Source organism: Mucilaginibacter sp. (assembly GCF_039921305.1).
GTDB lineage: Bacteria > Bacteroidota > Bacteroidia > Sphingobacteriales > Sphingobacteriaceae > Mucilaginibacter.
In genome coordinates, this window is record NZ_JBDSCA010000027.1 from 1 (window position 1) to 22116 (window position 22116).

At 40.9% G+C, this 22116-nt stretch carries 22 protein-coding genes; 8 read left to right on the top strand and 14 right to left on the bottom strand.

The features are described from left to right. Nucleotides 1-556, bottom strand: a 556-nt coding sequence (locus ABIN91_RS07865; RefSeq protein WP_348050241.1) for a terminase small subunit, incomplete at its 3' end; no start/stop codon positions are given. A gap of 632 nt (nucleotides 557-1188) precedes the next feature. Here ABIN91_RS07865 and ABIN91_RS07870 point away from each other — a divergent pair. Next, a complete protein-coding gene (locus ABIN91_RS07870; protein ID WP_348050243.1) occupies nucleotides 1189-1485 on the top strand; it encodes a DUF3630 family protein in 297 nt (98 codons plus the stop codon). Nucleotides 1486-1927: 442 nt separating this feature from the next. Here ABIN91_RS07870 and ABIN91_RS07875 read toward each other — a convergent pair whose 3' ends face one another. Then, entirely contained in the window at nucleotides 1928-2329 is a 402-nt protein-coding gene (locus tag ABIN91_RS07875; protein WP_348050245.1) for a hypothetical protein, read from the bottom strand. Between the two features lie 218 nt (nucleotides 2330-2547). Further along, entirely contained in the window at nucleotides 2548-3591 is a 1044-nt protein-coding gene (locus tag ABIN91_RS07880) for an acyltransferase family protein (RefSeq protein ID WP_348050247.1), read from the bottom strand. A 197-nt stretch (nucleotides 3592-3788) separates the two neighbouring features. Between ABIN91_RS07880 and ABIN91_RS07885 the strand changes: the two genes are divergently transcribed. From ABIN91_RS07885 to ABIN91_RS07910, 6 genes are all read left to right on the top strand, one after another. Further along, a complete protein-coding gene (locus ABIN91_RS07885; RefSeq protein ID WP_348050249.1) occupies nucleotides 3789-4718 on the top strand; it encodes a PepSY-like domain-containing protein in 930 nt (309 codons plus the stop codon). 173 nt (nucleotides 4719-4891) lie between these two features. Further along, complete coding sequence (locus ABIN91_RS07890) at nucleotides 4892-5731, top strand: FAD:protein FMN transferase (protein ID WP_348050251.1); 840 nt, start codon at nucleotides 4892-4894, stop codon at nucleotides 5729-5731. Between the two features lie 117 nt (nucleotides 5732-5848). After that, complete coding sequence (locus ABIN91_RS07895) at nucleotides 5849-6169, top strand: hypothetical protein (RefSeq protein WP_348050253.1); 321 nt, start codon at nucleotides 5849-5851, stop codon at nucleotides 6167-6169. A gap of 24 nt (nucleotides 6170-6193) precedes the next feature. After that, nucleotides 6194-7105: a hypothetical protein gene (locus tag ABIN91_RS07900; RefSeq protein ID WP_348050255.1), complete on the top strand. Its 912-nt coding sequence runs from the start codon at nucleotides 6194-6196 to the stop codon at nucleotides 7103-7105. A 6-nt stretch (nucleotides 7106-7111) separates the two neighbouring features. Then, on the top strand, nucleotides 7112-7789 hold the full coding sequence (locus ABIN91_RS07905) for a response regulator transcription factor (protein WP_348050257.1): 678 nt from the start codon (nucleotides 7112-7114) through the stop codon (nucleotides 7787-7789). A gap of 5 nt (nucleotides 7790-7794) precedes the next feature. Further along, nucleotides 7795-9111, top strand: a complete 1317-nt coding sequence (locus tag ABIN91_RS07910; RefSeq protein WP_348050259.1) for a HAMP domain-containing sensor histidine kinase — start codon at nucleotides 7795-7797, stop codon at nucleotides 9109-9111. Here ABIN91_RS07910 and ABIN91_RS07915 read toward each other — a convergent pair. Genes ABIN91_RS07915 through ABIN91_RS07930 form a run of 4 tightly spaced genes read right to left on the bottom strand, consistent with a single transcriptional unit; the run spans nucleotide 9108 to nucleotide 13016 of the window. Beyond that, nucleotides 9108-10451: a deoxyguanosinetriphosphate triphosphohydrolase gene (locus tag ABIN91_RS07915; RefSeq protein ID WP_348050419.1), complete on the bottom strand. Its 1344-nt coding sequence runs from the start codon at nucleotides 10449-10451 to the stop codon at nucleotides 9108-9110. The genes ABIN91_RS07910 and ABIN91_RS07915 overlap by 4 nt on opposite strands. Before the next feature lie 48 nt (nucleotides 10452-10499). After that, nucleotides 10500-11489 (bottom strand): MlaD family protein, encoded by a 990-nt coding sequence (locus ABIN91_RS07920; RefSeq protein WP_348050261.1) that lies wholly within the window; start codon nucleotides 11487-11489, stop codon nucleotides 10500-10502. 6 nt (nucleotides 11490-11495) lie between these two features. Next, nucleotides 11496-12269 (bottom strand): ATP-binding cassette domain-containing protein, encoded by a 774-nt coding sequence (locus ABIN91_RS07925; RefSeq protein WP_348050263.1) that lies wholly within the window; start codon nucleotides 12267-12269, stop codon nucleotides 11496-11498. 9 nt (nucleotides 12270-12278) lie between these two features. Beyond that, the gene (locus ABIN91_RS07930) at nucleotides 12279-13016 is read right to left on the bottom strand and encodes an ABC transporter permease (RefSeq protein WP_348050265.1); all 738 of its coding nucleotides are present in this window, start codon (nucleotides 13014-13016) and stop codon (nucleotides 12279-12281) included. A 369-nt stretch (nucleotides 13017-13385) separates the two neighbouring features. On the opposite strand from ABIN91_RS07930, the gene ABIN91_RS07935 reads away from it, so the two are divergent. Next, nucleotides 13386-14741, top strand: coding sequence for an MFS transporter (locus ABIN91_RS07935; RefSeq protein ID WP_348050267.1), 1356 nt, complete (start codon nucleotides 13386-13388; stop codon nucleotides 14739-14741). A 1-nt stretch (nucleotide 14742) separates the two neighbouring features. On the opposite strand, the gene ABIN91_RS07940 is transcribed toward ABIN91_RS07935, so the two are convergent. The 7 genes from ABIN91_RS07940 to ABIN91_RS07970 all read right to left on the bottom strand — a co-directional run bounded on the left by ABIN91_RS07940 (nucleotide 14743) and on the right by ABIN91_RS07970 (nucleotide 22113). After that, nucleotides 14743-15915, bottom strand: a complete 1173-nt coding sequence (locus ABIN91_RS07940; protein WP_348050269.1) for a glycosyltransferase family 2 protein — start codon at nucleotides 15913-15915, stop codon at nucleotides 14743-14745. 9 nt (nucleotides 15916-15924) lie between these two features. Continuing rightward, nucleotides 15925-16836, bottom strand: a complete 912-nt coding sequence (locus tag ABIN91_RS07945; RefSeq protein WP_348050271.1) for a glycosyltransferase family 2 protein — start codon at nucleotides 16834-16836, stop codon at nucleotides 15925-15927. A 65-nt stretch (nucleotides 16837-16901) separates the two neighbouring features. Then, the gene (locus ABIN91_RS07950) at nucleotides 16902-17750 is read right to left on the bottom strand and encodes a beta-1,6-N-acetylglucosaminyltransferase (protein ID WP_348050273.1); all 849 of its coding nucleotides are present in this window, start codon (nucleotides 17748-17750) and stop codon (nucleotides 16902-16904) included. A gap of 81 nt (nucleotides 17751-17831) precedes the next feature. After that, on the bottom strand, nucleotides 17832-18728 hold the full coding sequence (locus tag ABIN91_RS07955) for a glycosyltransferase family A protein (RefSeq protein ID WP_348050275.1): 897 nt from the start codon (nucleotides 18726-18728) through the stop codon (nucleotides 17832-17834). A 62-nt stretch (nucleotides 18729-18790) separates the two neighbouring features. Further along, nucleotides 18791-19405, bottom strand: coding sequence for an acyltransferase (locus ABIN91_RS07960; RefSeq protein WP_348050277.1), 615 nt, complete (start codon nucleotides 19403-19405; stop codon nucleotides 18791-18793). A gap of 7 nt (nucleotides 19406-19412) precedes the next feature. Further along, nucleotides 19413-20618 carry a glycosyltransferase gene (locus ABIN91_RS07965; protein WP_348050278.1) on the bottom strand — a complete coding sequence of 402 codons (1206 nt, stop codon included), beginning with the start codon at nucleotides 20616-20618 and terminating at the stop codon, nucleotides 19413-19415. After that, a complete protein-coding gene (locus ABIN91_RS07970) occupies nucleotides 20599-22113 on the bottom strand; it encodes an O-antigen ligase family protein (RefSeq protein ID WP_348050280.1) in 1515 nt (504 codons plus the stop codon). The genes ABIN91_RS07965 and ABIN91_RS07970 overlap by 20 nt, the downstream gene beginning before the upstream one ends. Between the last annotated feature and the right edge of the window lie 3 nt (nucleotides 22114-22116).

A 22116-nucleotide genomic window follows, 5' to 3' on the forward strand; every position in this document is an offset into this window, starting at 1 on the left:
CAACAAATCCTAAATCACCATCCGCGTCAACAACCAAAGCTTCCGGCTTCAAGCTTCCCGCTTCCTGCTCTTTTTTGTCTTGATTCTTGGCTCTTGATTCTTGAGTCTCAAAGAAACCCAGGTGCCTGGCAATCTTATCCAGCGCAGCCATCTTATTATGAAGTTTTATCTTAGTAACCGCGCCAACAATATATCCATCCGGCTCCGCGATGTTCCTCGTCTCCAAAAAACTAATAGCCGCCATCTCAGTCTCGGTCAATTCGCAAGCCGGTTTCAAATCACCACGCTCATCATAATAATTAGCCATGCTGCTAAACGCTATCTTAGCATACTCCCGCAGTATCATATCGTGCGTAATTTCCATCCGGTCACTCCGCTCCTGCATCCTCATCCGCAAATACTCCTGTATTTTAGGGTAGTGTAAAAGCTCACCCTTCCGGGCTGTATTCTCACTATATCCTGCACTAATAGCGCTCCGGTAAGCATTAAAGCTAACCAGGTATTCATCACAAAAGCAAACCTGTTGCTCGCTCAAATTTGGGGTAACACGTATCATAAAATATATAATTAAATTGGTTTAAAAATTTCAGAAAAGAAAAGCCGAATGGCAAAACAAACGCATCAACACAAAAGAAATAAAAAACTGTGTCATTGCGAGGTACGAAGCAACCGCACGGAGAAGAGCGGCTATAAAAGTTCACAACCAACCAAAAGCGTTGGTCTTGTGCGATTCCCCTCTTGAGAGGGGCGGAGGGGTGTGTTTAACCAGACGACAAATTCGTCAACCAAAGGCTATTCCCTCACCGCAAATCATCAAACTCAATCGATCTGAGTCTATAATTACAAAGATACGTAACTATCTAATAATAAACAAGATAATAACCAAAATTACCATAATAACAATTAACTCACAATTCAAAATCTTATATTATTTGGATTTTGGATAAATAAGTATATTTAAAAAATTACGAAGATGCTTTGATGAAAGTGATTCATCTATTTTTGCAGAGTCAGAAGTACGCCACGCACCTTGCCGGCGCTGCATACTTGCGCCAATGGGGGGCCATCTTTTGATACTTTATTTAAAAAATATACGGATGCGGGCAAAACTAACGAAGAAGTATATCAGGAAATAATAAACGCAGCAAAGAGACCTGATCCGGCAGCAAATGCGAAATATAAGAAGTAATGAAATTAAAAGATAATCCAATCGGGTTTAAAGAAATAGTTGTGGTTGATAGTTGTGATTTTGAAGAGTTTTATCTTTATGCGGAAAAGTTAAAGAGTCATTTAGGTATAGTTTATACAAAGCAAATTGATGATTTTGACTCATTATATTGGCAGTTTGTTTTTGAAGACTCGATAATAGTTTTGTCATATGATACATTTTTGGGTATTAGTATCTATCCTCAAGACGGTAATAAATCTACGCTAATTGATAATCAAAGAATAGAGGAACTTTATAAATTAATCAAGTCATTATAATAATATGTATTTAACACCCCCTTAACTGGCGCAAGTATGCAGCGGTTGAAATGAGCGGGAGGGTACTTGTGCCTCTACAGCAGCAATAATTTTCCCTGTTTCATCTGTTTAAATGAAATTCTATTAGGTCCCTGGTCCCCTCCAATACGACTTGTGACTGTGTAAGTGATGTTGGGTTTTAATTTTAGTACGTAATCGTATACTACAGAGTCATAAGAGATTGTTGTACATGCGATCAGATTTTTTTTGTTAAAATATATAATAAAAGGAGTGCCTTCCAAGATTATACTACTGGAGTCGTTTTTAATTTCAAGGTTTTTAAATCCATGACTTGTACAGCTTACTATCGCCTGCTTTTTAATGTCGATGTATACCATTAGGTTCTCCGCAAGAGTACATCGTGATAATTAGGAGAAATAAACATGCCGTAGTTAAATCCTTCTTAATCATAAGAGAGTATTTGATTTGTGAATATTAATCGTAGGCCAAATAAGTTTTTTCTGATTATTAAGTTACTGAATTTAGTGTCGATGTTATGCTCTAAATGATATAAGCCGCTTTTAATAAATATTTTTTTTGAGTTTGGCGGGATCGATAAGAAATCAGTAGCCATGTTAGAGGATTCATTTGTTGTGATGGTTTTTGAAATGAAAGGTTTATCGTCGATCAAAACTATTACCTGGCTGTTGTTAAAGCCGCTCTCAAATACCAATGAGGAATTGGCTTTAGTGTTGGTTCCTTCTGAATCATAATAAACCTGGCCCATCCAGCATAGTTTATAGCCTAAGATGCATAAGACTAACACTATAATCAGTGTGAATTTTATAAGGGTGTTTTTCTTCATTAACAATTGATCTGTTTCATTACCCCGAAATATACTTCCCAAAAGGTATCCTACTAATCACATACACTAACATCAGCGATAAGCCCAAGCTGTTCGAAGTCTCTGACTTCGAACCAATATGCCTGTAGTCTCCGACTACAGTAAAAGCCCCTAACTAACATAAGTATGCCGCGTTGGGAATAAGCCCCAGAGTACTTGTCACATAACCAACATATTTTTTACCCCGAAACATACTTCCCAAAAGGTATCCTACTAATCACAAACACTAACATCAGCGATAAGCTAAAACAAACAATAGCGATGCAAGGAATGCTTACCCAGGGGTTGTAGAGTTTGTAATTCATATCAAGATAGTCGTTCAATAGCGTGAGTATCAAAGCGTGACTTAAGTAAATGCCGTAATTGTATTTCCCCGCAAAATCGCGGAAGCTGATAATTATCCCGGGCACTTTGGGAACCCATAAGCGGCCCAGCATAAATACGCTTGTAGCCATTAATACGATAGGCGGACTCAATGGCTCGTATAGCAAAGTGCTGATGCCGTTGTAATGCTGATAAAGTAAATAGGTGCCAAGGCTAAATCCGCATAAGCAGGCTAAAAATACAAATGCCCATAAGCCAACGCGTTTATTGGGTAATGGCTTAAAGGCGAGGTAATGGCCGAGTACCAAATAGCCAACAAAGCCTTCAAAATAGCGTAGATCTAACGATGGTTTAAACCTTGACAAATAAGGCTGACCCAATAACATAACGATGAACCAAACGATGAGGAAGTAAAGTATCTCGTTTGGAGTAGCATTGCGAACAAATTTACTGATGATGGGTACGAATAAGTATAAGCCAATAAGCATGTATACGTACCAAAGGTGGTATGAGCTTCCGTATTTCAGCAGGTGTAATGCTTGTTGAATAGTTTTCCAGTTGAGGCCTGTGTAGGTTAAATCTTCGTTGTAAAACTCGTAGCTTATGTAGATGCAACTCCAGAACAGAAATGGGATAACGATGCGGACGAGGCGCTTTTTCAGGAAATCGCTTAACTCATATTCGCGGTGTAACAGTAACGCCCCGCTTATCATTACAAAAACGGGTACTGCAAAGCGGGTTAAAGTATTATAAAAATCGCCAATGAGCCAGATGGATAGCGGGCCTTTGTTATAGGTTTCTAATACCGGCGATGTGGTGTGCAATATAATAACGGCGAACAAGGCGATAACCCTGAGGTTGTTTATCCACTCGATATTCTCTGTTTTGGTTGCTGCCACTCTGCAATTTAATTTTGTTAAAAATAGGATTATTAAGCGGAATGGACGATTTGATGTGCAAATTGTTATTTCCGGAATAATTATCTCAAAAATGTTACACAAAGTTTAATTTTCATTTTGATTTCATGTTGGCACTGTAGGTTTATATCATAATTATAGAGAAACCCTATTTAACTTATTTTTAAACTTAAATCATTATGAAAAGATTATCCAGACTTAACTGCTTACTACTCTGCGGATTTTTTGCTTTAACGGCATTGTATTCCTGCCAAAAAGCCAACGTAAAAAGTACCGACACCGAAGATGCCAAACTTGATATAGCTATTTCGGCGGCGCAGGCTATACAGATAACTAATGCAGGTGCATCGTTAGCAGGTTCATCAACCGATGCTATTTATGCTGTTAACGCTTATCCGGCAGGAGGCAAAAAAGATTCGGTAACGTTTGCCAGTTTACCGGCAGCAATAGGTGTTTATTTAACCGCGAATTATGCCGGTTATACCGTTCAAAAAACATTTAAGGTTTCAACAGCGGCCGGTGTGCTTGATGGTTATGTGGTTGTTATACTATTTAACGCCAAGCCGGTAGCTTTAAGGTTTGATGCTACGGGTACTTTTGTTTCTGTACTTAAACAATGCGAACGCCATGATATGGGCGGTGGCCCGGGATGGCACGAAGGTGGCCGTTTTGGCGATCGTGATGGTAAGCACCGCGATACGGTTGCGTTATCTGCATTGCCAACGGCTGTTAAGGCTTACTTTACTGCCAATTATGCAACTGATACCCTGCTGCACGCGGCTTTGAATATGGATGGTAGTTATTCGGTTATCAGCGCTAATAAGGCTTTGTATGTTACTACGGTTTCGGCAACGGGCACTTTGCTTAGTCGTATCCAGATCTCTCCTCGTCCGGATAGCCGCACCGCAGTTACTGAGAGTGCTTTATTATCGGCCATTACTACTTACTTAACCACAACCTTCCCGGGTTATGTGTTTGATAAGGCTTTTGTAGAAAAAGCAGGTACAACAGTGATAGGCTATGATGTATTCATCACGGTGAACGGAACAAGGCATGCGTTGTTGTTTGATGCCACAGGCAAATTTTTTAAGAGTATTTGTATACGATAGTTAATAATAGATGGTTAGTTAGAACCCGGCATTTCTATTGTGCCGGGTTTTTTTGTGAGATGGTATGCTTACAGCTTCATCTCATTTTCATAAAGGGCGGGTACTTTTGTATTGTTAAAAGTATGCTCTAAACAAAAATCTATATGCTTAATTTAAATTCTCTTTCCCCTATAATGGTTGTTCATAGGCGCTTAACGCGCCTGGCGGGCAATGCTTTCGAGATCAGTGTGGTTGCAGGTGATAAACAATGGGCCGAAGAGCGGATTGATAACGCGGTTGCCGAAATTAACAGGGTGTTTGATTTACTATCTGTATCAGATATGGATAGTCCGATCAACCAGATCAACGCTAATGCTGGTATTAATGCTGTTAAAGTTGATCAGGAGGTTTTTAATCTGGTGAACCGCTCCCTCAAAATATCCGATCTAACCCGTGGCGCTTTTGATATTACACATAATTACCACAATGTGATTATGGATGCTAAAAAGAGTACTATCTATTTATCTGAACCAGATATGCAGATCAATCTGGGCAGTATTGTTAAAGGTTATGCTACAGACAGGGCTAAGTACGTATTGCAAATGCAAGGTGTGTTAAGCGGCGTAGTTAACGCTTTTGGCGATATGATAACCTGGGGAAGCCAACCGGGTAACAAACCATGGACGATAGAAGATGCCTCTCCCAACCAGTTATTTGGCGGCCCATCAAACCTGAATATCAGCAATATGGCTATTTCAACATTAGGTAAATTAGAGTATCATATAAATGATGCTGGCGTGATGGACGAGTTTGTACTTAACCCTAAAACGGGTTTGCCATTGCATAGTTTTGATAGTGTAAGTGTGTTTAGCCCGAGTGCTGAGTTGGCGGCAGCTATGTCGGCGCCGGTTAAGGTGATGGGGGTTAAAATGAGTTTGAACTTATTTAACAAACTCAACCAATTGGTTTGCGTAATAGTTAACAAACGCAAAAAGGTTTATACCTCAAAAAGTATAAGCCTGATGATGTTTTAACAGATGTTCCTTTTTAATTACGAGTACCCTATTGTTTTTTTAAATTAGCATCGCATATAATGTGGGTGCTATTTTTTTATTGATTAAACTAAAATAATTTTTAAGTATCAGGTGTAGATGATAAAGCGGTTGGTAAACATATTTTTGATGATGATGTGCATGCAATGCGCATCATACGCGAAATCTGTTTGCGGCAGGGCATCTGTACTCAATATTGCCGAAATTAATTTAAGCGCTGCTCCGTCTTATTTTTCGGTTACGGATACTACCAAAAAAAAGATCAAAGAAATCCCACAAGCAAAACGACAAGCCAAACCCGAGAAGCTGGTACTTACACCGCTTGATACATTAGGTAACCGAGGTAAAGTTAAGCCGCAAAGGCAACGAAGGCCCGATGGTTTGGTGCGCCCTCCGGAAATACCGAGAAGGAATAATTAATGTTGGATAAGTAAAATATAACCGATGAGATATATTATCGCTTTGCTTTTTTTGGTAACCCTGGGTTCGGTAAATACGTTTGCCTGGTCGGCGCGTAGTTCAAAGTTAGGTAGTTTGAGCTTGCAGGCAGATTCGGATAGTACATCTAAAAAACAATCGCTATCGGTAGGGGTAAGTTATGGTAGCGATGCCAGCTTTTTTGGCCGTACCAACCAGGTTAAATATCCGTTTTATACGGCCGATGCGATATACAATACCAAATTCGGAATGTTTGTATATGGTTCAGCCTGGAAGGTTATCAAATCAATACCTACTGTTGATGAGTTTGACCTTGGTTTGGGATACTCTTATAAATTATCAAAAAACTTTCAAGGCTCTATAAGTTATACCAGATTTTTATTTAATAATGATACCCAGATATTAAAATCGGCATCGTCAAACGATATTAACTTTAAGAATACTTTTGATTGGAAGATACTGAAATCGGGAGTTACAATGGATTACCTTTTCGGCAAGTCCGACGATTTTTTTGTGACCATTAGCCAGTCGCATTATTTTGAGAGCAGCTTTGGGGTATTTGATAATAAAGATTATTTAACTTTTACGCCCGCTTTTAATGTGATATTAGGTACACAGAATTTTGTGCAACGCTTTTCGCGGGATCATAATTACTTTGGGAATATGAACGCGATCGGGCCGGGTGGCCCAGGCGGTTATGTGCCACCACCAATACCACCAAACGAAGACGATTACCGTAATGCCAACCGCAATTTTGCTGTGCTAAATTATAATTTTAAGATACCTGTAGCTTATAACAGGCCGCATTACACGTTGGAGGCTTCGTACAAATATTCTATCCCAATTAATGTGCAGGGTTATCTAACAACCAAAAACCAGTCGTTTTTTAATTTAACTTTCTATTACGTTTTTTATTGATCAGTTATGAATGTTTTGATAGTTGAGGATGAGGTATCGCTGGCGCGTGAACTGGAAATATTCCTGAATGGTGCTAATTACATATGCGAGACAAGTCATAACGGCAAAAGCGCATCAGAAAAGATAGCGGTTAATTTATACGATTTTATATTGCTTGATCTGGGTTTGCCTGATTGTGATGGTCTTGATCTGCTTAAAAAAATAAAGACCCATAACGCCGAAGCTGCCTGTTTAATATTAACAGCACGTACCGAAGTTAACGACCGGATAAAAGGGCTTGACCTGGGAGCAGATGATTACCTGCCAAAACCCTTCAGTATGCTTGAGTTACAAAGCCGTATGCAGGCCATTACCCGCCGCAAATTTGGTTTAAAACATACTATAATAAATTTAGGTGAGTTTGTAATTGATATGAACGAGCGTAGCATTACACATAATGGCAATACGGTAAGCGCTATCACCAAAAAGGAATATGATTTGATAGCTTACCTCATCCTACATAAAAACCGTACCCTAACCCGCCCGCAATTAAGCGAACATATTTGGGGCAGTGTAGTGAACGATGATTATGATTCGAATTATATTGATGTCCACATAAAAAATATCCGCAAAAAGTTGAGTGTTTACGCGCAGCCCGAGTGGCTGGAAACCGTGCGCGGGTTAGGTTATAAAATTAAAATGTAAGCAATTTGGCACTAAAGCTTCAAACCAAACTTACGCTGTTCAATACCCTGTCAAAATTGGTTATTGTGCTTTTGTTTGTGCTATTGCTGCCTATCCTGATCAAAAATATTAATCATACTTATAACGATGGTCGCTTCCGTAAACAGCAGGCTAAATTGTTGCAAATTGTTAAAGACCAGGGTATAGGGTATTATATTCAGAATGATGAGGCTTATGGCGCTTATCTCCCTTTAAAGGAAGAGTACATCAGTTTAGAAGCGGATTCCAGCGCTCACTTAGATACTATCCGGAACGAAAAGCGGAAGGTTGAGAAAGATACTATTGAGTACCGCATTTTGAGCCATTCGTTTAAAGTCAATAATAAAACCTACCTGCTCGAAATTGGCAAGAGCGTGAACACACTTGACGAAACCAGCGGCCCTTTGCAAAGTATTGCCTTGCAAATATTGCTTGGAATGATATTGCTCACCATATTGGCCGATTTCTTTTTCTCCAATTATATACTTGGTCCGTTATATACCATTATCAAAACCAAGCTTATTGGGCATAAGTTCCCCAACTTTGGTTCGTATGAGGAAGTTAAAACCAGTACCTCCGATTTTCAATATCTGGATCAAAGTATCCATCAGATGATAGAAACCATTGAAAGCACATTCCAAAAGGAGCGTGAGTTTATATCAAATGCATCGCACGAGTTGATGACGCCTATTTCAATTTTGCAATCTAAAATTGAGAACATGTTTAACCGGGAAGATATTATTGATGACGTAAAAGTGCGCCTGCTTGAGATGCAGAAGATTTTGAACCGGTTAAAAAGTATCACAAAAACCTTATTGCTAATATCGCAGATAGAGAACGAGCAGTTTATTAAGGATGATACTATTGGTATAAAAGAGCTTTTGCAGGATATTTATGATGAGATCTCTATTCGTTTAGAAGAGAAGAATATTGCGTTGGATATTGAGATCGCGGAGGATGTGGCCTTGGTTAATGTAAATAAGTTTTTGCTGTATAACTTGTTTTTTAACCTGATCAATAACGCTATCAAATATAACAAAGAGGCGGGTTCAATTATGGTTAAAGGCTTTCTGCAGGGTGGCAGATTGATAGTGGAAATCAAAGATACCGGCATCGGTATATCCGAAGAGCAGTTGCCATTCATTTTTAACCGGTTCAAAAAATTCAGACAATCCTTACAGCAAGAGAGTTTTGGCCTGGGCTTACCTATTGTAAAATCAATTGCCGATTTCCATAAGATCACCATTACGGTAACTTCCGAATTAAATATGGGTAGTACGTTTACACTGGTCTTTCCTGCTTAACCGAGGGATGGGAACGATATTCCCTTGATCTTACGGAAAAGCTCTACCGCGTATAGATCGGTCATGCCGGATACAAAATCTAATACGGTTTGAATTTTTGAATAATCGTCAGTGGCCTTGGTGAGGAATTGTTTGGGTATCAATTCAACCAGTTTGCTGTGATATTTAGAATTGTTGACGAGGTAAGCCGGGATAAACTCTTCCAGCAGCCCGCCCATTACTTTATAACCCGCCACTTCTATCTGTACAACAGACGGATAGTTATAGATCTTTTTAACCGATACACCACTTATCTTTTTCATGATGGAGCGAAAGGGTTCGTCTAATACATCGATCAATGAGTGGTTAAAATCGCCTTTCATAATGCTGTCCTGTTCTTTGTAAAATATATCAGAACATTCCTTGATCAACGAATTAATAGCCCGGGCGCGCATATAGCTTACTTTAGCATCTTCATCATCCATATCAGCAAGGTATTTTGGCATGTTGGCACTGTTGCAAAGTGGGAGTAACAAGTCTTCAACTTCCTGATAGGATAGAATGTTTAAACGATGCGCATCTTCCAGATCGATGATGTTGTAACAGATGTCATCTGCCGCTTCAACCAGGTAAACTAAGGGGTGGCGTTTGTAAACTACAGGGCTATCCTGCACTTTGGCGATACCTAACTCCTGGGCTACCTTTTCAAAATCTTGCTGTTCGGATTGAAAGAACCCGTATTTTTTTTGATGCAATTGAGCCTTGTTCCCACCAATAACCGATGCGCATGGGTATTTGGCTATAGATGCCAGTGTGCTATAAGTCAAAGCGAAGCTACCATTGCCACGGCCATTAAAGGGGTGTATCAATATGCGTAAGGCATTGGCGTTACCTTCAAAATTGATCAGATCTTTCCATTGATGTTCGGTAACACGGTCTTTGTAAATTTTGCCGGGGCCATCGGTAAAGTAATAAGATATAGCGGCTTCGCCCGAATGGCCGAAAGCCGGGTTGCCCAGATCGTGCGCCAAACAGGCCGCAGCTATAATATCACCAACTTCGGCAAGGAGTGGCAGGCGGGTATCAATAGCCGGTTCCTGCGATTTTATTTTGTTGTAGAATATCCTGCCCAAAGAGCGGCCAACGCTGGCTACCTCTAAGCTATGTGTTAAACGGTTATGTACAAACACACTTCCCGGCAAAGGGAAAACCTGGGTTTTATTTTGAAGTTTACGGAAAGGGGAGGAGAAGATCAACCGGTCATAATCCCGTTGAAATTCGGAACGGGCATCGGCCTGGTCAGCATTATACCTATCCTCGTAACCCCATCGTTTTGCCGAAAGCAATTGTTCCCAGTTCATCATATTCATAAAGCCCAATATTAAGCAAAATTGGCAAATTTATGCAGATTACTTAGTAGCTGGTTGTGCTTGTGCTTCGGCCTTAGCTTTCTTTTTGAAAAAACCTTTTAGTAAAAAGTTATGCTGTACGGCTTCAAGGTCATCATTCAATTTAATGCTGCTTTGATTCAGGTAGTTTAGCGTGCCTTTCATTTGCTCGGCCTGTTTAGGGTCGTTTAACAGCACGCCTAAAACATTATCGGTTGTATTGAGCTTATTGCTGGCACGGTTTAAGTTTTCGGTAAGGGTACTTGCATTAGCCGTAGTTTGGCGCAATTGTGCTATCGCGATCTGTAATTGACGGAAGGTAGCGGTATCGGTTAACAGCTTATCAGCCAGGCCACCTTTGGTGTTCATCTTATCCGAAAAGGTATGTAACTGGCCAGCCATTTTTGCGGTGCTGCTGGTGGTTGATTGCAGATTGCCTACTATCGTTTTAAAACGGATAGCGAGCGTGCTGTCTGCCATAAGTGCGCCAACCAAGCCTTTGCCCTGTACTATCTGGTTGCTTAATTTTTTAAAATTGGTAGTAATAGCCAATAGGTTATCATTATTTTTTTGCAGGGTTTTCATAATATCATCGGTTGATATGCTGTTTTCAACCTGTAGTACATCCCCATCTTCAACCACAGGCGCGTTGGGGCTGCCCGGTTCTATCACAATGATCTTGTTACCGATCAATCCATCCGAACTTAGTTTAACACCCGCGTTGCGGTGTATATAACTTTGTACGCTTTGGTCAACATCCATATTAACGGCAACTTGTGCAACACCGGTAAAACGGATGGAGCTTATAGTGCCCACTTTAACACCCGAAAACCAGATGTTGTTACCCTTTTTTAATCCTTCCACATCGTTAAATATGGCGGTTAGGTGTATGTTTTTCACAAAGGTTTTTTGCTGCCCGCCCAAAGTGAATATGCCCAATATAATGAGTGCAATGCCCAGGAATATAAATACTCCAACTATAATGGCACGCTTATTTTCGTCTTTTTCCATGTGTCTCTACTTAATAAAATTATAATCGTAAAAAGGTTTCACCCTTTCATCGTCGGTATCAAAAACTTCTTCAAAACTGCCCTGGCGTTCAAACTTTCCGTCCAGCAGCATGGCAACCCTGTCGCCGGTCATTTTAGCGCAGGTTAAATCGTGTGTAATAATGATAGACGAAGTTTTGTACCGTTGCTGCACCTCGTTGATCAGGCTATTGATCTCGATAGATGTTATCGGATCTAATCCGGCTGTGGGTTCATCATACAGCATTACTTCGGGGTTCAATATCAAAGTACGTGCAATACCTATCCGCTTACGCTGACCGCCCGATAGCTCCGCTGGCATTTGGTTAATGGCCTGTAACAATCCCACAGCATCAAGCGTGCCTTCTACAGCATCGTTTATTTCCTTCCGGGATAATTTTGTCCGGTTACGTACCAGCGGGAACTCCAGATTTTTACGCACCGTCATACTATCATACAAGGCGCTGTTCTGGAAAGAAAAACCTATCCGTACCCTTATCTCTTGTAATTGCTTTTCGGTAATGTGCGTTATTTCCTGGCCAAACACTTTTACCTCGCCGGCATCAGGTTTTAATAGCCCGCATATGATCTTGATCAAAACGGATTTCCCGGTTCCCGACCGGCCTAACACTGCCAGGTTTTCGCCCTGGTACAGATCAAGGTCGATGCCCCGGAGAACAGTATTCTGCTCAAAAGATTTTTCTAACCCCCTGATGGTGATAACCGGATCTTTATGCGCTATTGTTGTTTTTATTTTAACCATACTTTACGCTTAACGCAGCCATCCAAATATCTGTACAACAATAACCTCCTCAATAAAAACCAGAAACATGGCAGTTACAACCGCTCCGTTTGCCGCTTTACCCACACCTTCCGTTCCGCGTAGCGCATTATAACCCTGGTAGCAACCTACTATACCAATAGTAAAACCAAACACAAGCGATTTAGTTAGCGTAGCCCAAAAATCAATAAAGGTAATTGGGTCAAAAGCGTTTTGCATAAAAGTGGTAAAACTGATTCCTTCGTTTTGAGCTACATTTAAATAGCCTCCTAACAGAGCAATAAAAGCGGTATATGTGGCCAGCAAAGGTACCGTGATAGATGTAGCTATAACCCGTGTGCAAACCAAATATTTAAAGGGTTTGGTGCCAGATACTTCCATGGCATCTATCTGCTCGGTAACCCGCATTGAACCCAATTCGGCACCGATGCTTGAACCTACTTTACCAGCAGCTATTAAAGCGGTTACCAACGAAGCCAGCGCACGCAAAATAGCGATAGATACCAGTGAGGGTAACCATGATGTAGCCCCTATAGTTACCAACGATGGCCTTGATTGTTTGGTAAATATCCACCCAACAATAAAACCGGTTACTGTTATTAGTGTAAAAGAGCGTACGCCAACATCATAACATTGTTTAATAACCTCTTTAAACTCGTAAGGAGGCATAAACAACTCTTTAAAAAAGCGCGCTATAAATTTGCTTACCTTATATAAGGTAATAAACATACCCGTTAACCACCTGTAAAATGATGAATGTTTTTTGACTGTAATTGCGCTGGTTGAACCCGACATTAATTGTGATTGTGTTGATTACTACGGTACTTTACAAAATAAACCGCATGTTGTTTTATATTTTAGCCTGATACTTAATTTAAGACTTAATTATGGCAATAATGTTAAACTATGCAACGGCATTTATTTTAATATCAATTAATTAGCCACTCCATTACTACTAATACGAACGGGCTCTTTGTATGCCTGTCAAGTTGGATTAACGGGCGCAAATTTAAACGGATATGTTGGTATAATATTCGGTTTCGTGTCAAAAATGAAATATCATTATTCTTAATCACTTAAATAATTGCATATTGCGGCATGTCTGCTCACAAACTGCCTTTTTCTAAACAGCTTGCTTATGCTGCGGGTATGATGGGCTGGAGTATCATGACGAATATCATCATCGTGATGATACCCTACTTTTATTTAGCTCCGTCAAACTCGGGCCTCATGCCGCTTATACCGCAGATCATGGTCTTTTTTGGTTTAAACATTATGAGTATCATACTTGCATCTGGCCGTTTGGTTGATGCTTTTTATGACCCGTTTTTGGCCTCTTTGAGTGATAAAAGTCAGAATCCCAAAGGTAGGCGTATTCCTTTCATGAAATATGCTATTATACCGGCTGTTCTATTTTGTTGCCTTACCTTTCACCCTTTAGTTACGGGACAAAGTATGCATAATGCCTGGTGGCTGATATTTACTCTGGTAGGCTTTTTTATGTCTTCTACAAGTTACATAATCCCTTACAATGCGTTGTTGCCCGAACTTACCGAAACGGCCAAAGAAAAAGTTAAGTTATCATCTTTTCAGCAGATTGGTTTTGTTCTCGGCATGATATTCTCGGCTCTGGTTAACAATTTTGCTGATTTGATACAGCATTTTGGCCATGTTGGCAATCGTACAATTGCATTGCAATATACTATTTGGGGGCTTTGTGTTTTTGCCGGTATAGTAATGTTGATTCCGGTTTTTGCCATCGACGAAAAGTTATATTCCAGCAGCAAGCCGTCACATTTGCCTTTGTTTAAGGCTATAAGCGCTACCTTTAGTAACCGCAATTTTAAATATTACCTGATATCTGATTTTTCATATTACATGGCCATTAGTATTATCTCAAGTGGTTTACTGTTTTTTATAACGGTGTTGCTGCATCTTCCTAAATCAATGGGGGGATTACTGGTGGGGGTTATGGTAGTTGTATCTGTAATGTTTTACCCTCTTATTAATTTTATATCGGCAAAGTTTGGTAAAAAGCCATTGGTATTAGTGTCGTTTTTGATATTGGCACTTGTTTATGTAGCCATATATTTTTTAGGATTATTCCCGATATCGGCTAAAGTGCAAATTTATACGCTTGTTATTTGCGCTGCTTTTCCGTTAGCTGCCTTGGGGATACTACCTAATGCCATATTAGCCGAGATAGCTCAAAACGATGCCGAAAAAACCGGTGAGAACCGCGAAGGGATGTTTTTTGCGGTAAAGTACATGTTTGTTAAGCTGGGGCAAACATCGGGTATTGCCTTGTTCGCTTTCTTAACTATTTATGGTATAGATGAGGGGCACGATTATGGTTTGCGCCTCAACGGAATTTGCGGTTTTGTGCTTTGTTTGCTGGCATTGGCATTTTTTAGCCGTTTTAAGGAAGTTAAGCCAGTTAGGCAAGAGGAATAAGCTACTGCTTCCTTGCCGACTTTTCCCAAACCGCGCTTTGCGATTTTTTGAAGTAGCGGATTATACCAGCCAATACCGCGTAATTCATTACACAAAAATAGTAGGGGATAAAGAGTATCTTGATGCGAAGCTCGCGTTTCTCTAATATAAAGCCTAATGCCGCCATGGCGTAAAATAGGATTTGCGCGGCCAATAAAAGCTGGTAAAATACCAAACCTTCACAAGCTAATGCTATGTTTAGAATGAACGAGAGGATAAGCAGGAATGGTGTAATAGTCCAGCGTAAAACGCGGTGACTGATGTATTGGAACGAGAGTAGTGGGTAAGCAAAAGGGTTCAGTAATTCTTTTAACCAGATGATGGATTGAATACCACCTGCCGCGATACGTACCTTTCTTTTTAATTCTTCGGTTACGTTGGCCGATGATGTTTCGAGGGCGTAGGCTGATGCATCATAAACTATGCGGTAGCCCTGTTTGGCTATCAGCATGGATATCATAAAATCATCCAGAATGGCATCAACAGATACGGGTTTGTAGAATGCGGTACGCACGCTGAATAATTCTCCGGCAGCGCCTACTACCGAATATAATTCAGAATCCCATTTTTTGAGTGTTGATTCGTATTTCCAATAGAAACCTTCACCGGCGGCGCTGGCATCAGCATTTTCATCAACCTGAACACGCTTTTCGCCGGCGACTGCACCCACGGTTTGATCGGCATAATGGCGGCATATGTTTACGATGGCATCTTCGTTTAAAAAGGTGTTGGCATCGGTGAATACAGTAATTTCGGTATTCACATTTTTCATGGCGCGATGGATGGCCACTATTTTACCACTCCGGGCGGGCTCGTGCATTAATTCGATCTGAGGGTATTCGCGGATGATATCCGGCGTACGGTCGTTAGAGCCATCAGTAATGAACAGGAATTTGAGCTTGCCTGCGGGGTATTTCAGTTCAAGCGTGTTCTTGATCTTTTCGGGCATAAAATGCTCCTCGTTGTAGGCGGCTACTACCAGGGTGCAGGTGGGGAGCAGATCATAGTTCACCTCCATTTCGCGGGGTTTGCCTTTTACCATCCGCTTAATACGGATGATGATATAGAGCAAAATTCCATATCCCACGAAAGTGTAAATAACTATGAAAAGGCTAAGCCATAAAGTAATTTCCATGCCCGGTATTTAAATATTGTATCCTAATTTTTTACTGTTTTTGCCTTGTGCAATATTCCACCAAATGGCGCGGAAAAGTACCGGTATAAAGCTAAAGTTTTTTTGTTTGATGTATACCAGTATGTTGCGCGGTACTACCAATAGCATAAAGTATACGTAAAATACCAGGGCTTTGTTCAGCGGTGCATTGCGGCGGATGAAAAGGATGCGATTACGGTTCATGAAGAACTCTTTAAGCGGGCTTCCTTGCCCTACCGACACCGATTCTTTATGGTAGATCATCGCGTCGGTATTAACCCAGGCCTGGTAACCAGCGCGTTTGATGTGCTCGTTCCAATCCATCTCTTCGTAATAAAGGAAGAAGTTTTCGGTCATTAATCCGGCTTTATCTACGGCTTCTTTACGGAGCATCATGGCGGCGCCGTGGCAAAAGCCTGTGGGGGCGCTGATATGATCGTACTGGCCCTTATCTTTTTCAAACTGACCCACGCATTTGTTGGCGCAGGTGTAATAATTCATCGGCGTAAAGCCAACGTATTGTAAGGTATCAGGGTATTGATGGTAGATTATTTTGGGTGAAACTATACCAATGCTTTCGTCATTATTTAAGGTGTTTACAAGTGTTTCGGTTAAGTCGGGGGTAAATTCGGTATCATTGTTCACCAGGAAATAATAACCACCTGTAGCGGCTCTAATGCCTATGTTGTTGCCGCCTGCAAAACCGAGGTTGGCTTCGCTGCGGATAAATTTTACAGTAGGATATTCTTTTTCCCAGCGTGGTACTTCGTTGGTTTTGCTGCCATTGTCAACAACAATGATTTCGAGATCAGGATAGGTATTGAACTTGAAGATGGAGGCCAATAAAGCTTCGGTAACAGCGGGCTGGTTAAAGTTTACGGTAATTACAGAAACTCGCTTCATTGACTAAATTAAATACTATGAATGGATTGAAGATAGGTTTTTTGAGTAACAAGCAAAGCAGACAGTTAAGAAAATGTTTTATCAAGATAGTCGAATATTGCAGGTTCTTTAGATAGATCAAATTTGCGGGCAAACAGGCAGGTTGAATTAACTAAAGTATCGGCATCGGCCATGGTTAGTGTTTTTGGGCTGGCGTTTTGCTCGCTCCAGTCAATATATCGGTAATTATTGTTTTCTATTTTATCTTTAAAAGGCGAGTCATGTAAAATAGATTGGATCGCGATCTCATCCGATCCCCAGGTTAGTCTGAAAAAGCTGCGTATTTTTGGGTTATCCCGAAGATAATTTACCACGTATTGAGCGCTATCGGCTGTGATGGTCATCCATTGTGAACGACCTACAAGGGTTAGTGATGTTGGTAAGATACGCTCAGGTAATATTTTATTGATGAATATTTGCGCCCAATAAGAACCGGGAAAATGAAAATCTGTTAAATGGTAGCAGGTAACGCGGGTTTTTATTTTTTGCCACCATTCAGAATTTTGGGTAACATATTCCATAAAGATACTATGGGGATGCTGGTTGAAAAATTCGTGAATTTGGCGTGTGCTTTTAATAGGATAATCATTGCCGCTTAACAGGTTGATGTGATCATAAGTTTTATGTGCAGCCAGTATCTCGGTAAAACTATTTATGGTTGCCTGTACAATACTGTACGATCCCCAGTAAACTTTGGTGCGATTTTGTATAAAGTGAACCTGTGGTATTTTGGATAATTGGGTAAATTGCTCCGCATCGGCTTTGCCATCCAGATGGATATAGATATCAGCATCGGGATGTTGCAACCTGCTAATTAACCTGGCTAACTGAACAGGGTTATTATGTGCCAGAATTAAATGAGCAATCTTCGACATTTAAAAATTAATAATAAGTTTAAGCAATATAACTAATTGGGGTAAGTTATTATTCTATTGACCCATTTATACGTAAAAAGTTTAATTTGGGTTTTTACTTTTACTCTTTCCGGTAACGTATTCGCCTAAACCACTACCATGACTTTTGAACCTGTTTTTAAAAGCCGCCCATATACCACCATCGTACATTAAACGGCGTGGCGATGTAAAGGCACGGGCGTTTTTACTGAGTATAAGTTTAAGATCGCCTTTCTTTTTTAGGTTTACGGCCATGCGGCCATCCTCGGCTTCTTCAACAAAATATTCGCTGCCGGCGGCGTTGTCAAACATACGTACCCCCGTTACTTTAAAGCCACCTGTTGTGCGGCCAACTTCGGTAACAAAGCCCATGTTAAAACCAAGGGTATTCATGTACTCACGTTTGCGTTTGCGAATCTGAACCAGTATGCCGGTTATCATTTCGTAAAATATCAAACCGAAACGGCTTTGGCCCTCGGGTGGGATAAAGGAGTAACGGCCGTATACACCCACTATATTAGTATCCTTAACCATTGGCGCTACCATGGTATCTATCCATTTTGGAGGATAAAATGTATCCGAATCGGCACATAGGTGATATTTACCACGGGCCATTTCCAGGCCCATTTGGCGGGCATGCGGCGTACCCTGCTCTGGTTGTAAGTAACTGCGTACACCAATCTCATCTAACACCTGTTGGGTATTATCTTTTGAGTTATTGTTGATCACCACAATCTCGACCTTGTAATTGGTTTGATTGGCCGATAGTGCCGATAGCGTGCGGAATATATTATCGGCCTCGTTCCATGCCGGTATCACAACCGAAATATCGGGCTGCTCATGTTTGAATTTGCTGATGCGGTTTTTCAGATCAGCTAATTCAACTGCCGTTAAGTCGGCAAATTTTTTACCGGTATATAAATGTGGTTTGATCCACTCGGGGAGGCCAAATATCGACATACTCTAAATTTAAAAGCTAATTACTATAAATATACAACCAGTTTTTTTATAATCGGAACGTATTAGGCTTTTTCCCAGTTGTTTGTTTCAAAATTGTACTTCTTTACCACCTTGGCAGGATTACCTACCGCTACCGAATAATCGGGAATGCTTTTGGTAACTACGCTGCCACCGCCTATAATAACATGTTTACCCAATGTTACCCCAGCTGTAATTACGCTGTTGGCACCAATCCAAACATTATCGCCAATGGTTATCTGGGCCGTTTCAACCTTTTGTACACTTGGCGGGGTTGTTACATCCTTGTAACCGTGGTTTAAACCGGATACGGCTACGTTTTGCGCGAACATCACATCGTTACCAATTTTAACCGGACCTATTACCACGTTTCCCATCCCAATTATAGTTCTATCGCCAATAAATACATCGCCTACGCCATTGTTGATGGTTGAAAAATCTTCGATCACAGAGCGCTCACCTAAATCAAAATGGTTATACGGAAAAACATCAAGCCTGGTTCGGTACCTGATGATAGAATTTTTACCGCGCTTGTGTTTAAATGGATTTACGATCATCCTGATCCATAGCCGGGGCCTGTGCTGCCCGGTTGGTATCATTAGCCAATGCGCTATTTTTTTGAACGACGGGTTCGATTTTATTTTATCTGATAGCGACATTTCGGGCTTATTGTTTAAAGGTATTTATAGCTTGGTAAATTTCGGCAACATTGTTTTCCCAGGTGTGCGATGCAGCAAAATCCTTGCGCTTTTGTTGCAATAGGGCATTATCTTCATCCAGGGCCTTTTGTATCAGGGTTACATAGTCTTCTTTATCTTTCCCAAGATAGGTATGTTTATCGAATATTTCCATAGCACGGGTTGCGGTTGCCACTACGGGTTTGCCCATAGCCAGATACTCGTCTATTTTGCGCGGATAGTTACCGATGGTTATCGGGTTAACCAGTTGCGGGTTAATGCATACGTTGAAGATATTGATGTATGCGGGTAACATTGAGCCATCCTTTGAGCCTAAAAAGTGGATGTTAGGTATATCGTGCAGCTTGCTTGCCTTAAACTCATTATCTTCGGGGCCAACCAGTACTACACTCCAATCAGGGCGTTTGGTGGCGATGTGAGCGATAAGATCCATATCTAAACGGATGCTTTGTAAGGCGCCAACATAACCAATGATCGGGTTTTTGATCATCCGGATATCATCGGGAATGCCAAAGCCTTCGGTATGGCTAAACAGGCTCAAATCACAACCTTGACCAACGTAATATGATTTTGAATTGTATTGTCTGCAAACATCGGCCAGGTAGGTTGAGTTGGCTAAACAGAGGTCGCTTTTGGCCATTAATTGCGGCTCCAGCGTTGCGCCATGTTTTTTCCAGTAATCAACACCCAACATATAATCGCGGGAGTAGTAGATGCTTACATCCGGGTGTAAAAACTCTTTTAAATAAAAGGCTTTGAACATCTCCGAATCGTTAAAAAGGATATAGTTTTTAAAGCCAAGCTGTTTAATGGCATTTTGGATGGATGCCGCGAATTTTTTATTGTTGATCTTGTTAAAGAAACTGAAAACCGATGTGGGTTTCATCCAATTGATGGATGCTATTTTAACATCGGGATAATATGTCCACAGGTTATCGGCAATTTGTTCTAAGCCATTTTGCTTTTTTTGGATAATGGCCAGTCGCTTTTGGGTGCGCGGGTCGTCTTTTGTGGTCATGAGGGTTTTGGTATCCAGCGGAGAGTTTACGTAGAGTACACGGTTATTCCGGCTGAATTCCAAAGCGATGTTTTTGCAATTGCTGCCAATTTCGGTGTCCCAGGGTTGCTGGCCCACTATAATGATATCCCTGCCTTCAATTAGATTGTCCTTCATCGGTTTGAGCAGCTAATTGCAGTTGTTTTTTATCATCCAATATTTTAGTAACACGGGTTAAAGCGATACAAAGAACGAAGATAACACTCGATGGGTACTGTGCAATAGCCTCTTGCGGATAGTTACCCACATTGTAAGCAAAAATAACCATGGTTACCGCCATGCAGTAGTTTTTAAGTTCGGGATCTTTAATGAGATAAAAATTATTGATCCCGGTTAGTAGCGCCACAAATATCAATGTACAGATCATGATCAAACCAATGATACCTGTTTCTACCGCTACACGAACGTAACCGCTGTCGGGAGGGAAACTTGCCAGAAAAGAGCCAGGTGCAAAACGTTGCCCCCAAACCCCGGTTGCGCCTAAGCCACCACCAATAGGGTGCGAGCGGATGTAAGGCCGGATACGAGCCTGGTTAATTTTACGAGCCTTGTATGACTGATCTTCATTGGGGCGGAAGGCGGTTTGAAATCTTAATATATTTTGGTTGCTGGTTGGCACAAATATCATGAATACAAATAGTACCCCTACCACTAATGAAAAAATTAATACCCTTTTATTATAGTTTAACACAGCGAATAAAGCTAAGGCAGCCGGTACTAAAGGGAAGGCCCCGCGTGTGCCCGAAAATAGCATGGTGAATAAGAAGAAACATGCCAGAATTACCAGGACTACTTTTTGATATGTTTTGATGGGGCCAAATGCCAGGGCGAGGCATAAGGTTGCGGCCGAAGCCATGTTGTAGCCAAAGGCAACAGGATCGGCCATGATGGAGAATTTGCGCATGTGGCCACCCTGGAAATAGAGTTCAACACGGCCAGGATCAGAGAAGAGCCAGGTTTTTTCGAAGTCGAAAAAACCGAAGACCTCTTGCTTAAAACCATCACAAGCGGCAATAAACGCAAGGCAGATCCAGAGTTTGAAAATTAATTTGATAAAAGAAGTTTCCCTGATCTGGAAAACAAAAATGTAGTAAGTTAATAGTATCCCGGCTATACTGCGGATGGTATACATCCAGGCCTGGCCCGAAATGGATGCAGGGTTTGCAACCTGGGCAAGGTTATAAAGTATCCAGGCTAATATCAGGATAGATAGTGGGTCGGCAAAGATCTTCCAATCCCTTTTTACTTTTTGCGAGAAAAAGAAACCAAGAATAAGCAGATAGACCAACAGATCCATCAATGTTCCTAAAGGGAAATCAATGGGGAATTTTAGCGGAACAAAGAGGAGATATGCACCCAGAAATAATACAATGATACCGAACCGGGGATAAGCAACTACACCACAAACGGTGATAATGCCTACCATAGCCACAATAAAGAGTACGCTTGGAATTAAATTACCACCCGACATTGAGAATACCAGCAGTAGTGAGAGTATCAGGGCAAAACCAATAACCAGCGGCGCCGAAAATTTGCCCAATATGATTCCCCTCCAGAACCCTTTATTACGGTTTGGGTTTATATTTTGAACATGGTCTGTTTCGACACGCATTTA

Coding starts and splice junctions, on each gene's coding strand:
- ABIN91_RS07870 (WP_348050243.1), top strand. CDS start 1,189: ATGAAATTAAAAGATAATCCAATCGGGTTTAAAGAAATAGTTGTGGTT.
- ABIN91_RS07875 (WP_348050245.1), bottom strand. CDS start 2,329: ATGAAGAAAAACACCCTTATAAAATTCACACTGATTATAGTGTTAGTC.
- ABIN91_RS07885 (WP_348050249.1), top strand. CDS start 3,789: ATGAAAAGATTATCCAGACTTAACTGCTTACTACTCTGCGGATTTTTT.
- ABIN91_RS07890 (WP_348050251.1), top strand. CDS start 4,892: ATGGTTGTTCATAGGCGCTTAACGCGCCTGGCGGGCAATGCTTTCGAG.
- ABIN91_RS07895 (WP_348050253.1), top strand. CDS start 5,849: ATGATAAAGCGGTTGGTAAACATATTTTTGATGATGATGTGCATGCAA.
- ABIN91_RS07900 (WP_348050255.1), top strand. CDS start 6,194: ATGAGATATATTATCGCTTTGCTTTTTTTGGTAACCCTGGGTTCGGTA.
- ABIN91_RS07905 (WP_348050257.1), top strand. CDS start 7,112: ATGAATGTTTTGATAGTTGAGGATGAGGTATCGCTGGCGCGTGAACTG.
- ABIN91_RS07915 (WP_348050419.1), bottom strand. CDS start 10,451: ATGAACTGGGAACAATTGCTTTCGGCAAAACGATGGGGTTACGAGGAT.
- ABIN91_RS07920 (WP_348050261.1), bottom strand. CDS start 11,489: ATGGAAAAAGACGAAAATAAGCGTGCCATTATAGTTGGAGTATTTATA.
- ABIN91_RS07925 (WP_348050263.1), bottom strand. CDS start 12,269: ATGGTTAAAATAAAAACAACAATAGCGCATAAAGATCCGGTTATCACC.
- ABIN91_RS07930 (WP_348050265.1), bottom strand. CDS start 13,016: ATGTTTATTACCTTATATAAGGTAAGCAAATTTATAGCGCGCTTTTTT.
- ABIN91_RS07935 (WP_348050267.1), top strand. CDS start 13,386: ATGTCTGCTCACAAACTGCCTTTTTCTAAACAGCTTGCTTATGCTGCG.
- ABIN91_RS07940 (WP_348050269.1), bottom strand. CDS start 15,915: ATGGAAATTACTTTATGGCTTAGCCTTTTCATAGTTATTTACACTTTC.
- ABIN91_RS07945 (WP_348050271.1), bottom strand. CDS start 16,836: ATGAAGCGAGTTTCTGTAATTACCGTAAACTTTAACCAGCCCGCTGTT.
- ABIN91_RS07950 (WP_348050273.1), bottom strand. CDS start 17,750: ATGTCGAAGATTGCTCATTTAATTCTGGCACATAATAACCCTGTTCAG.
- ABIN91_RS07955 (WP_348050275.1), bottom strand. CDS start 18,728: ATGTCGATATTTGGCCTCCCCGAGTGGATCAAACCACATTTATATACC.
- ABIN91_RS07960 (WP_348050277.1), bottom strand. CDS start 19,405: ATGTCGCTATCAGATAAAATAAAATCGAACCCGTCGTTCAAAAAAATA.
- ABIN91_RS07965 (WP_348050278.1), bottom strand. CDS start 20,618: ATGAAGGACAATCTAATTGAAGGCAGGGATATCATTATAGTGGGCCAG.
- ABIN91_RS07970 (WP_348050280.1), bottom strand. CDS start 22,113: ATGCGTGTCGAAACAGACCATGTTCAAAATATAAACCCAAACCGTAAT.